The 12,297-nt window shown below is 36.2% G+C and carries 11 protein-coding genes; all 11 read right to left on the bottom strand.

Translation table 11 applies throughout. From position 1 onward, the window contains the following. Positions 1-32 precede the first annotated feature (32 nt). The 11 genes from dnaI to mdh all read right to left on the bottom strand — a co-directional run bounded on the left by dnaI (position 33) and on the right by mdh (position 12,276). The gene (dnaI, locus tag VIG73_RS07510; RefSeq protein WP_331640565.1) at positions 33-959 is read right to left on the bottom strand and encodes a primosomal protein DnaI; all 927 of its coding nucleotides are present in this window, start codon (positions 957-959) and stop codon (positions 33-35) included. Between the two features lie 20 nt (positions 960-979). Then, on the bottom strand, positions 980-2,281 hold the full coding sequence (locus VIG73_RS07505; RefSeq protein WP_331640563.1) for a replication initiation and membrane attachment family protein: 1,302 nt from the start codon (positions 2,279-2,281) through the stop codon (positions 980-982). A 105-nt stretch (positions 2,282-2,386) separates the two neighbouring features. Continuing rightward, complete coding sequence (gene nrdR / locus VIG73_RS07500; RefSeq protein ID WP_331640560.1) at positions 2,387-2,851, bottom strand: transcriptional regulator NrdR; 465 nt, start codon at positions 2,849-2,851, stop codon at positions 2,387-2,389. 37 nt (positions 2,852-2,888) lie between these two features. Continuing rightward, on the bottom strand, positions 2,889-3,266 hold the full coding sequence (locus VIG73_RS07495) for a cytosolic protein (RefSeq protein WP_331640558.1): 378 nt from the start codon (positions 3,264-3,266) through the stop codon (positions 2,889-2,891). 173 nt (positions 3,267-3,439) lie between these two features. Next, positions 3,440-4,450, bottom strand: coding sequence for a glyceraldehyde-3-phosphate dehydrogenase (locus VIG73_RS07490; protein ID WP_331640556.1), 1,011 nt, complete (start codon positions 4,448-4,450; stop codon positions 3,440-3,442). Between the two features lie 392 nt (positions 4,451-4,842). After that, complete coding sequence (gene coaE / locus VIG73_RS07485) at positions 4,843-5,442, bottom strand: dephospho-CoA kinase (protein ID WP_331640554.1); 600 nt, start codon at positions 5,440-5,442, stop codon at positions 4,843-4,845. A 21-nt stretch (positions 5,443-5,463) separates the two neighbouring features. Further along, positions 5,464-6,294, bottom strand: coding sequence for a DNA-formamidopyrimidine glycosylase (gene mutM / locus VIG73_RS07480; RefSeq protein ID WP_331640552.1), 831 nt, complete (start codon positions 6,292-6,294; stop codon positions 5,464-5,466). Between the two features lie 12 nt (positions 6,295-6,306). Then, positions 6,307-8,940, bottom strand: coding sequence for a DNA polymerase I (gene polA, locus VIG73_RS07475; protein WP_331640549.1), 2,634 nt, complete (start codon positions 8,938-8,940; stop codon positions 6,307-6,309). A 102-nt stretch (positions 8,941-9,042) separates the two neighbouring features. Next, on the bottom strand, positions 9,043-10,425 hold the full coding sequence (gene pnpS, locus VIG73_RS07470) for a two-component system histidine kinase PnpS (protein ID WP_331640547.1): 1,383 nt from the start codon (positions 10,423-10,425) through the stop codon (positions 9,043-9,045). Further along, entirely contained in the window at positions 10,422-11,120 is a 699-nt protein-coding gene (locus VIG73_RS07465; protein ID WP_331640545.1) for a response regulator transcription factor, read from the bottom strand. Before VIG73_RS07465 ends, pnpS begins: the two co-directional genes overlap by 4 nt. Positions 11,121-11,337: 217 nt before the next feature. After that, complete coding sequence (mdh, locus tag VIG73_RS07460; protein WP_331640542.1) at positions 11,338-12,276, bottom strand: malate dehydrogenase; 939 nt, start codon at positions 12,274-12,276, stop codon at positions 11,338-11,340. Positions 12,277-12,297: the final 21 nt, after the last annotated feature.

Below are 12,297 nucleotides of genomic sequence, written 5' to 3'. Positions count from 1 at the left end.
ATAAAAACGCCTGAGAAATTCTCAGACGCTATCTATTCCCGACGATTTCTTCCATATACAGGGACTTCATGACTCACTTGTTTAATTCGCTCAATAATTCGTCCTGCCTTGACGGTTTCTACACCACTTCTTGTTGTCGCAAGCATTTTCTCTAATTGGTCTAAACTATAATTTGATGTGAAGAAGACGGGTCGTTTTTCCATCATGCGAAATTGTAAGATTGAACCGAGTATTTCATCACGAAACCAGGCTGATTGCATTTCTGCTCCGATGTCGTCAAGCATAAGAACATCCGCTTTTTTAAAAATGTCTATTTTTTTATTTACTGAGTCATCTTTTAATGATGCACGCATTTCACGTACAAGTTCTGGCATATAAATAAGCGTGGAGGAGATATTAAAATCCTTTAACGAATTGGCTAAAGCACCAAGGAAATACGTTTTGCCCACCCCAAATGGTCCATGGAAATAGATTCCTTTCTCAGGAACACCATCTTTCACCTGCCTAATAAACCGATGTAATTCTAAAACAGCTTGTCCACGTTCTGAATCATTGTCAATGTCTTGAATTGAAGCTTGTAATATGTCTTTTGGCATATAAAGACTTTGAATGAGCTCTGTCTTCTCGCGATCCCGTTCATCATTTATTCGGTACTGACATTTTTTATAAGAAAGATGAATGTCACGTTCTACTACTTCTAATACAGGCGAATAGCCTTGTATCATGTTACGACATCCATTGAGAGAACGACAGTTTCGACAGTTCTTAGACTGACTACGATATTCATATAATTTCATCAAATTTCTCTCGATATCGTTAGATGTCAACTCAGGATGATTGATTAAAAATGCCTCAATGTCTGAGTCATTTAACACGTCTTGTTTAAGCTTTGAGTAAAGTTCTTTGAAATTTTTATTCGTTTTCAGCCATTTTTTTAAAGTTGCTTGGACAGGTTCCATGGTCTCCCCCCTTGCTTGTTTTATTTATGTTGATTCATGGCATGCTGTTTAATAAAGGCTGCCATTTTTTCTTTTTCCTTTTGAACATCGATAACAGGTCCAGTCGACGGCTGTTTTGTTTCTTGGTTTTTTTGTCTTTTCTTAAACCAGTCAGGTATGACATCTGCCGACTTTTGCTGTTTATAATACGATTGAGTGGGTTGGTTCGTACGGCGTTTTTCAAATTGGTTTTGTTGTTTTTTAGCGAATGCCATCGCTTCTTTAGCCGTTTTTAAATTGGCACGTGACCAATGACTAGCAATTGTCTCCATATATTTTCTCGACAGTCGCATATCTGATTGTAATAAAACGTAATGGATTAATACGTTCATAACTGGAGACGGTAATCCCTGTGACAACATAATGTCACGAACTAAGGTCAAATCTTGTTCGGAAGCTTGATTGCCACTAGATAAATCGGCTAATAATTGTTGTGGAGAAATCGTTTCTAAGATTTGGACGAGTTTTTCTTCTTTCGTTTTCGGTTCCCTTAGTTGTGACTGCTTCTGATGACTGTCCACGCCACCTTTATCTTGGGCGACTAGTTCAACCGTTTGATGCTTTTTATTCATTGTAAATGCATCATGGCAGGCCTGTTTAAATTCTTCAACATTTAATGTATGGTCCTCCGTTATTGCCCATAGAACACATTTTTCAATTTCATGATTCGCTAGGTCGTACAATATTTTCATTTGGCTGATGATACGTTGATTCGTTTTCGTTAATACACGTTCAGCTGGTATCATCTGTTTCTTCAAAACATGTGCAAGCCAATTAAAGTCTATCTCTTGAACATTTGGGCCGAGCTGTTTTTTAGCAACAGGTTGTTTGGGCTGAATCGGGCTATTAGTGACACGTAATGTTTTAAACACGGTTTCAAATGAAGCGGTTATCTTCTTCCCATGCATTGTTTCTTCCTTAACAAAATGTGCCTGTAATTGATCAAAACGATATTTTCCAATTTGATGATATAAGAGCTGTGAGAGCATCGCATCTTGGAAAAATTGCTTTGGAGAAAATGGTCCAATAAGGTCATAGCTTAAAACTGTATATGATTCATCATCTATTTCGTAAGTGTTCATTAAACCGATTGCTTCTAATTTTAATCGTGCTTGATAGATTTCATCTAATGGAAGCCCCATACAACTCATGAGCTGATGATGCGTTTTAAATTCTTTCTTTGGAAAAATTGAGACATCATGAAGAAGCGTCTGATATAACATCACAGCGTGAATCCCGATTAATGGTTGATATAAATGGGTTAATGAAATGGCGTAATCCACAGGTAAATGACCCCTGACAGTAACCTTATATCCGTCGTTTGGTAAAATCTTCCCAATGAAGTTCATTTTCATAACCCTTTCCTGATGTACATGATATATATTGATTTATTTCTTTTTATCAGCATCAATTAATTCTTTCAACTCGTTCATAAACACGGTAATATCTTTAAATTGGCGATAAACGGACGCAAATCGAACATAAGCTACTTCATCGACTTGCGCAAGTTGTTCCATCACTTTTTCACCAATTTCTTTACTATCTACTTCAGCCGTATTTTTATTACGGAGCTCTTTTTCTATTTGATGAACCATGTCCTCGATTGTCTCAGCTGATACTGGGCGTTTTTCACAAGCTTTCATGATTCCACGGGTAAGCTTTTCTCGGCTAAATTCCTGGCGTGCGCCATCTTTTTTTACAACCATTAGGGGAACTTTTTCCGTTCGTTCAAATGTTGTAAAACGATAGCCACACGAATCGCATTCTCTTCTACGACGAATAGAACGTCCATCTTCAATTGGACGTGAATCCAGGACTTTAGAATTTTTGTTTTGGCATGTTGGACATCTCATTTTGTTCGCTCCCAATTGCATAAAATTTCGTTATGTTCTAATTCGTTTCTAATAACGGTAGTCTTTGATCTAGTGCATCATAAAGTGACTTTATTACCTTTGTACTGTATCCAAAGTCAAAAGGAAAGGCAGTCTCTGTTGTAACAGTAAAATCAATTGCCGTTTGGTAAGGTTGGACCATGACAACTGAAGCAACCACAAATGCCTTCTTTCCTTCGTTTATAATGGATATACTTAACTCTCCACGTTCTTCTGAAATGGCATGAATGGTCGCTTGCAATGTTTGTTGACATATATTTTTTAGAATGTTTAAAGCCTCTTTTGATGTTGTTTTATAGTATCGTGTTTTAAGTTCTTTATTCTTATGTTGATCATGTGTTTCGGAATGCTTTGAAAAGATTTTTTTTAAAGACATCTTAAACTCACCATAATTTCTATCAAAAAATTACTGATACTCTACCCATTCTAACATGTTTTTCAGTTTCAATAAAGAATCCGGAGCTATTTTGTTTTATAATTGATATGAAGTGTAAAAAGAGTTGTCCGACAATAATCGAACAACTCTTTTTGTATTTAAGGTTATATATATTATTTCACTAATGACTGACCAACATATTTTGTTAAATCAACAACACGGCTTGAGTAGCCCCACTCATTATCATACCATGCTAATACTTTTACTTTATGTTCGTCCATCACCATTGTTGAGAGGCCATCAACAATAGCCGATGATTCAGTTGTGGTGAAGTCAATGGAAACAAGTGGTTCTTCTGTATATTCAATTATACCTTTTAATTGTTCTTTTGCTGCTTGTTTAAAGGCATTGTTAATCTCTTCGACCGTTACAGACCTTTCTACATCAACGACTAAGTCAACTAATGAAACATTCGGAGTTGGAACACGTAATGCCATTCCATGAAGTTTACCATTTAAGTGTGGTAATACTTCGCCTAGTGCTTTTGCAGCACCTGTTGACGTTGGAATAATTGATTGTGTACAACCTCTTGCACGGCGTAAATCTTTATGTGGGTTATCTAAATTTTTCTGATCGTTTGTAAAGGCATGGACAGTTGTCATGAGTCCATTTTTAATTTTGAAATGGTCATCAAGTACTTTTACAACTGGTGCTAAACAGTTTGTTGTACATGATGCATTAGAGATAACTGTATCTGTCTCTTCATATGTTTCATGGTTAACACCCATGACAATTGTTCGGTCAACTTCTTTTCCTGGTGCTGTAATAACGACTTTTTTCGCACCTGCTTTTAAATGTAGACCCGCAGATTCTTTTGTTCTAAATGCGCCTGTCGCTTCAACAACGACATCTATTTGAAATTCTTCCCATGGTAATTCTTCTGGGTTTCTAGAGCTAACGAGTTTAATAGCTTGACCATCTACTTCTAAACCATCATCAGTAGCTTTTACATCACCATCAAAAGCACCATGGACACTATCATACTTCACTAAGTGTGCTAATGTTTCTGCTGGATAGCTTGCATTCACTGCAACAACTTCTAGTTGATTATCTTTCATTGCTTGTCGGAAAACCATACGCCCGATGCGACCGAAGCCATTTATCGCAATACGGATCTTTTTCATTTATATTCCTCCTGTATATGTCATACTTTATTTGTTAAAAACCATTAATAGTATAACATATTACATTTAAAAATGTGACTGTTTATATGATAATTTTGTAAAGGCTTCCTTTATGTTAAAAAAACTGAGCGTATTCCATCGTAATTGACTTACACTCCGCTTTCCGCTGGCAGTCTGCGAGCCACGATGGAACAGCACGAGACCGAAGATTCCTGTAGCGACTCGACAGAGGAGCTACAGGAGCTTAAATCCTGCCTGCGGAAAGCAACTGTTTGAGGTGAAAGGAAACACCACTCTAAATATAGAAAAGAGCTTTTAATAAAAATTAAGAGTCCAGTTTTATTATTAACTGAACTCCTTTTCTATTTAACTGGGTTTTGTCCCAGCCACATTTAAATAATTTCCCATTCCGTTAGAAGTTGTTCAAGCTGAATAAATGATTCATGCTTTGAACCGTTATTATTAATGATTGCATCCGCTAATCTCGCTTTTTCTTTTAAAGGAAGCTGTGAATTGATTCGCTGTTTCGCTTCTATTTCTGTAAAATTATCACGTTTCATTAAACGTTCTAATTGAACGGATTCATCAACATAAACTAGAACAGTACGGTCGACTAAATGTTGTAACTTATTTTCAAATAACAACGGTATATCGAGTACAACACATTTTTCCTTTGCTTCAATGTAGGCATCTCTTTTTTCTAACATGCGCTGCCGAATCGCTGGGTGAACGATTTTGTTGAGTTTCTCAAGTTTTTCTTTATCGGCAAAAACCACTTCACCTAACTTCTTTCGATCAATCGAACGGTCTTTACGTAACATGTCTTCCCCGAATGTTTCAATAATCTCGTTATAAGCGGGTTCACCTGGTAGCACAACTTCACGAGCTAATTTATCTGCATCAATAACAGGAATGTTAAAATCATCGAACATTAAAGAAACGGTGCTTTTTCCACTGGCAATACTTCCTGTCAACCCAATTACACAAGTCATCGTATCCTTCCTCTTCTTATTCTAGTCTTGTTTTTGACAAATCGGACAAATATGTGTGCCTCGACCTGCTACTTTCATCTTCTCTATCTCTGTTCCACACGTATGACATGCCTGACCTTCTTTACCATAGACAAATAAACGTTGTTGAAACATGCCCATATCACCCTGGCTATTAACATAGGAACGGACTGTTGTTCCTCCTAATTTAATGGCCTCTTTTAATACAGCAATTGCAGCTTGTTGAATACGTTTTATTTCATCTGCTGTTAACTGATGTGCTCGCTTCATAGGATGTACACGTGCTTTAAACAATGTTTCGTCTACATATATGTTTCCGAGTCCTGCAACGATTGTTTGATCAAGTAAAGCTGCTTTAATGAAGCGAGACGTCTTCTGTAATTTTTCATAAAAATATGCGAATGTAAACTGCTCATCAAATGGATCTGGTCCAAGCTGATTAAGTGGCTTTCGCTTGAATTCCTGACCTTTTGGAATTAAATGCATCGTGCCAAACTTGCGTACATCGTTATATCTTAGTTCTTGTCCATTCGTAAAAGAAAAAACAACATGTGTATGTTTCTTTATCGGTTCAGTTTTTTGAAAGACATGGTATTTTCCTTCCATTCTTAAATGAGAAACTAATATATAGTCATCTAATTCAAACAATAGGAATTTCCCTTTTCGATGAACATCATTAATCATCTGTTTTTGTAATAGAAATTTGAATTGCTCGATATCATCTGGTAACTTAATGATGTTTGGCCAATAAACTGAGACCTTTTCAATCGTTTTATTAATAACAAATCGTTTCAGTGTATTTTTTATCGTTTCAACTTCTGGTAATTCCGGCATAAATCATTCCCCTTACTTAGCATCAAACCAACTTTTTCCGTATGAATAATCAACCTTTAACGGAACTTTTAGAGATACAGCGTTCTCCATACACGATGTAACAATTTCGATGAGCTGATCAATTTCTTCTTCTGGTACTTCTAAAATCAATTCATCATGCACTTGTAATAAAAGTCGAGCTTTCATCTTGTTTTTCTCTAATTGTTCATTTAAGTCGATCATCGCTTTTTTAATAATATCTGCCGCACTTCCTTGGATTGGCGTATTCATCGCTGTTCGTTCGGCAAAACTTCTTAAATTGAAGTTACGGCTCGTAATATCAGGTAAATAGCGACGTCTATGCATAATTGTCGTCACATAGCCTCTATGTTTTGCTTCTTGAACAATGTCATCCATATATTGTTTGACGCCTGGATAAATCTTAAAATACGTATCAATAAATTGTTTAGCTTCTTTTCGCGTAATCCCTAAATTCTGTGATAAGCCATAATCACTAATCCCGTAAACAATACCGAAATTGACAGCTTTAGCTTGACGACGCATATCTGGTGTGACATTTTCTTTATCTACATGAAACACATCCATCGCTGTTTGCGTATGAATATCCATATTATCTTTAAAAGCTGCGATTAACTTCTCGTCATTTGCAATATGAGCAAGCACCCGCAATTCGATTTGTGAATAGTCAGCAGAGAAAATCACCCAATCTTCTTCAGAAGTGACGAAGGCTTGACGAATTTTTCGACCTTCCTCAAGGCGAATAGGGATGTTCTGTAAGTTTGGATCAATCGAACTTAACCGTCCTGTTTGTGTTAAGGCTTGATTAAATCGGGTATGGATTTTTTCAGTATCCGGATGGACAACCTTTAACAAACCTTCAATATATGTCGATTGTAGTTTGCCTAATTGACGATAGAGTACAATTTTAGGAATAATCTCATGCTTGTCATATAGCTTTTCTAACACATCGATTGCGGTTGAATAGCCTGTTTTCGTTTTTTTAATGACAGGTAGACCTAGTTTCTCAAATAAAATGACACCGAGTTGTTTCGGCGAGTTAAGATTAAATGATTCACCTGCTAACTCAATGACTTCGCGTTCAATCGTGTCCAATCGTTCTTTTAGTTCAGTTCCCATTTTTTCTAAGCGGGACACATCAACTTTAACACCCGTATGTTCCATTTCGGCTAAAATATGAGCAAGAGGCATCTCTAAATCAAATAAGAGCTGATATTGTTCGTTCTCCTGTAGCTTGTTAGCAATTTCATCTTTTAACTCATACAATAACTGAGTTTTGCGAGCAATATGATCCTGTAGTACATCTGTCTTAGGTATCTTCTTACTCTTTCCTTTACCGTATATTTCGGTATCATATTTCACATGTCGCAGGTTCATATCATGAGCGATTTCTGGGATTGTGTCATGGCTCTCAGCTGGGTTAAGTAAGTAGGAAGCGAGTAACATATCAAATGTAATACCTCTCAGCTGTAGACCTTCTCGTAAGAATAAAACGACCGATTTCTTCGTGTCGAAAACAATCTTTTCCTTCGTTTCATCTTCTATCCATTCTTTAAATAATGAAGATTTAAGGGCTGTTTCAATCGATAGGATATAAACACCTTTATTATTCGCTATCCCAATCCCAATAATCGGTTCTAGATGATAGTTATCCTCTAAGATTTCTAGGAAAAGGGCGTCTTTTCCAGTAAATATATCTGAAGACACTTCATCCAACATCGTAAAAGTGATATCCTTCAACTCGGTTTCGTCTTCTACAGAAGCGCCTCCATCCATGCGATTTAATAAAGATTGGAAGCCTAAATCTTTAAATATACGTATCACTTCAGTTGTATCATGACCAGAATATGTGATGTCTTTCGTAGACACCTCGACAGGTGACAAGCAATTTATTGTAACGAGTTCCTTACTCATAAAAGCATCTTCTTTATAATTTGTGAGATTCTCTTTTAATTTTTTACCACGAAGTTCATCTAGATGAGCGTATACATTTTCTAATGTGTCATATTGTTTTAGTAATTTAGTCGCCGTTTTTTCTCCAACACCTGGTACACCAGGGATATTATCTGAGTTATCCCCCATCAACGCTTTTAAATCAATGATTTGGTCAGGTGACAGTTCTAATTTTTCCTTCAAATATTGTGGTGTAAATGTTTCAATCTCACTGATCCCTTTACGGGTCATTGCCATTGTTATATGTCCATCGACAAGTTGAAGAAGGTCTTTATCACCAGAATAAATCTTAATTTCCCAGTCCTTTTCTTCAACCCTCTTAGCTAATGTACCAATAATATCGTCTGCTTCATATTGTTCAAGTTCGTAATGCTTAATTTGAAAGGCGTCAAGCAGTTCTCTAACAAGGGGGAATTGCTCAGAAAGCTCGGGTGGAGTTTTCTGGCGGCCACCTTTATAGTCTTTATATGTTTTATGACGGAAGGTTGTCTTTCCAGCATCAAATGCAACGAGCATATGTGTTGGCTTTTCTTCTTCTAATATACGTAATAACATTGTCGTAAAACCATAGACCGCGTTCGTATAAACACCTTTATCATTATTCAATAATGGTAAAGCAAAGAACGCACGATAAATAATGCTATTACCATCAACTAAAACGAGTTTATTCTTCATCTGTTTTCCTCCTCGTTAATACTTCTTCATCTAGTTTATCATGATTTACGAGAACGGGAAAATGACACATACAAAAATAGTGAAGTGATCTACACTGCTAGATCACTTCACTTTATCTAAGTTCTTCGGTAAAACAACTGTAAATGTCGATCCTTTATTCAGTTCACTTTCTACAGTCACATGTCCACCATGAAGTTCAGAGATATGTTTGACAATCGCAAGCCCTAGCCCTGTTCCTCCTGTATCTCGACTTCTCGCCTTATCTACCCGGAAGAAACGTTCAAATATCCGCGGGGTCACATCTTGCGGAATGCCTATACCAGTGTCACTAATCATAATATGGACATCATCTTCGCTTTCGACTGCTTGTATCTTGATTTTTCCTTGTTCTGGTGTGTAATTAATCGCATTAGCTAATAAATTTATCAAGATTTGTTTTAACTTTTCTTGATCTGCTATAAAATGAATCGAATCAGAAATAGACGTATCAACTGAAATATCCTTTTCCGCGATTTTTTGTTTAAACGCAGGCAGGACTTCATTAACAATCGTTATTAAATGGATATCTGAATAGGATAAGGTGAAACCCTCTTGTTCTAATTTAGATAATGTTAACAAATCATTTATTAAAACTTGAAGTCGATTACTTTCGTTATAAATAATCTCTGTAAATTGGCGATTAATTTCTGGATTACTTAAACCTTCATCAAGCAATGTCTCAGCAAAACCTGTGATCGATGTAATAGGCGTTTTTAATTCATGTGAAACATTAGCGACAAAATCTTTACGCATGACTTCAACGTTTTTAAAATCGGTAATATCATAAAAGGCTAATACAGCTCCCTTAAGAAGTTTGCGCTCAGTAAAAATTGGAGCACCTACTACTTCAATATACATATGGCGTGTATCCTTATCAAGGGTGATTGATTTCTTAACGTTCTTTTCGTATAGGAAAGTTTCTTGGACGGTACGATGAATCGCTGTTTGCCGCATCACATCATAGTACAGATAGCCGACATAATCACGCTGTTGACCACCAAACATAGATAAAAATTTACGGTTAACGAGATGAATATAACCTTTCTCATCAAGCAACACGAGACCACTTTCTGTATTGTCAATGACTGTTTTAAGTTGATCTGCTTGCATCTGTTCATTAATGGAAAGTTCACTTAAATTACGAGCCAATTCATTAATTTGCCGACTTAAGTCACCGATACTGCCATTGAACGGATGATGGACACGTGCTCGATAATTTCCTTTTAATAATTCTCCCATCGTCTTAGAGGCGACTTGAATTGGTTTAATATATTTATGAAACGCGTTTAATAAGATGATCAATAACAAAATATATAATATACCTAGAACTGAAATAAGAATAATATAATCTTCGACAATTAAGCTTAATACAGCTCCTACTATCGCCATTATAATCAAGATAGCAAAAGCATATGCAAATTTCAGTTTAGAAAAAGACTCATTCATTTTAAAGGTGCCTCCAACTTGTACCCAATTCCACGCACAGTTTTAATGTATTCGGGTCTCTTTGTATCAGTTTCTATTTTGTCTCGTAAATGACTAATATGAACATCGACGATTCGGGTATCGCCTACAAAATCATAGTTCCAGACAGCACTTAATAATTGATCACGGGATAATACTTTTTCTACATTTGTTGCTAAATAATGCAATAGCTCAAATTCCTTTCGAGTAAAGCTTATTAAATGATTGTTCTTTTCAACTTCATAGCGTTCTGGATAAATGACCAAATCCCCTATTTTAATGGTTGTAAATGTCTCAGAACTTGTTTGACGATTGGCACGACGTAAAATGGCTTTGATACGTGCAACAACTTCTTTAGGACTGAAAGGTTTCGTTAAATAATCATCGGCTCCTAATTCAAGCCCTAATATTTTATCAATTTCATCATCTTTTGCTGTTAACATTAAAATGGGTGTTTCTATTTTTTGCTGTCTGAGATGTTTACATACTTCCATCCCATCCATACCCGGTAACATTAAATCAAGGATAATTAAATCATAATGATGATTTTCTACCATACGGACAGCTTCAATGCCATCAAAAGCAGCATCTGTTTTAAAACCAGCCTTTTCTAAATTATACGTTAATAACGTAACAATTGATTGTTCATCATCTACAATAAGTATTTTTTTATCCACTTTAACAAGCTCCTTAACATTGAACATTATGCCCAATATCTTGTAGTATATATATCATATCATGTCATATACATATATAACATATGTTTCTTATCAAAATAAACTGATGTGTGAAATTGTTGATAAATTTTTACATTTAATTTACAATTACCATGTCTTTTCACATAAAATAAAGCTTCTTACTGTCACACTGACAGTAAGAAGCTTTTTTAACTTTTTATTTTATTATATCCATCACTTTCTTCACAGAATCGGCTGATTTATCAAGTGCTGCTTTTTCCTCATCTGTTAAGTCAAGTTCAATAATTTCTTCAATTCCGTTCCCACCTAGTACAGTTGGAACACCTAAATAAAGATCGGAATAACCGTACTCACCTTCAAGATATGCAATCGCTGGTAATACACGGCGTTGGTCTTTAAGAATTGCTTCAGCCATCTCTACCAATGATGCAGCAGGAGCATAATAAGCACTGCCAGTTCCTAAAAGCTCAACGATTTCCCCGCCACCTTTACGTGTACGTTCAACAATAGCATCTAAACGGTCTTGAGAAATAAGTTTTTCTAACGGAATACCACCCGCGTAAGAATAACGTATGAGTGGTACCATGTCATCACCGTGGCCACCGAGTACGAATCCTGTAATGTCTTTTACAGAAAGGTTAAGTTCTTGTGCAATGAATGTACGGAAACGTGCCGTGTCAAGAACACCAGATTGCCCCATAACACGCTCTTTAGGAAAACCAGACTCTTTATATACTGTATATGTCATCGCATCAACTGGATTTGTCAGAACGATGATATAACAGTTTGGTGAATATTTCACAACTTCCTGTGTAACAGACTTTAGGATTTTAGCATTTGTATTCACTAAATCATCACGCGTCATACCTGGTTTACGTGGTATACCTGCAGTGATAATAACTAAATCAGAGTCTTTCGTATCTTCGTAATTTGCTGTCCCGATGATATTTGCATCAAATCCTAGAACAGGGCTTGCCTCTAACATATCAAGCGCTTTTCCTTTTGTAGGCTTTTCCATGTTAGGTATATCAACGAGGACAATGTCTGCTAATTCTTTCTGGGCTAACATGAGTGCAGTTGTTGCACCTGTAAATCCTGAACCAATGACAGAAACTTTATTACGTTTAATACTCACGGTGATCCCCCTAATAATTGG

The organism is Cerasibacillus sp., assembly GCF_036516575.1.
Lineage (GTDB): Bacteria > Bacillota > Bacilli > Bacillales > Amphibacillaceae > Cerasibacillus.
Note: the sequence above shows the minus strand (reverse complement) of the source record. Positions and strands in the feature narration are given on the sequence as shown.

Bases quoted from the DNA above. Each gene is read 5' to 3' on its own strand.
- VIG73_RS07490 (WP_331640556.1), bottom strand. From the start codon at position 4,450: ATGAAAAAGATCCGTATTGCGATAAATGGCTTCGGTCGCATCGGGCGT.
- coaE (WP_331640554.1), bottom strand. From the start codon at position 5,442: ATGACTTGTGTAATTGGGTTGACAGGAAGTATTGCCAGTGGAAAAAGC.
- VIG73_RS07495 (WP_331640558.1), bottom strand. From the start codon at position 3,266: ATGTCTTTAAAAAAAATCTTTTCAAAGCATTCCGAAACACATGATCAA.
- nrdR (WP_331640560.1), bottom strand. From the start codon at position 2,851: ATGAGATGTCCAACATGCCAAAACAAAAATTCTAAAGTCCTGGATTCA.
- pnpS (WP_331640547.1), bottom strand. From the start codon at position 10,425: ATGAATGAGTCTTTTTCTAAACTGAAATTTGCATATGCTTTTGCTATC.
- polA (WP_331640549.1), bottom strand. From the start codon at position 8,940: ATGAAGAATAAACTCGTTTTAGTTGATGGTAATAGCATTATTTATCGT.
- mutM (WP_331640552.1), bottom strand. From the start codon at position 6,294: ATGCCGGAATTACCAGAAGTTGAAACGATAAAAAATACACTGAAACGA.
- dnaI (WP_331640565.1), bottom strand. From the start codon at position 959: ATGGAACCTGTCCAAGCAACTTTAAAAAAATGGCTGAAAACGAATAAA.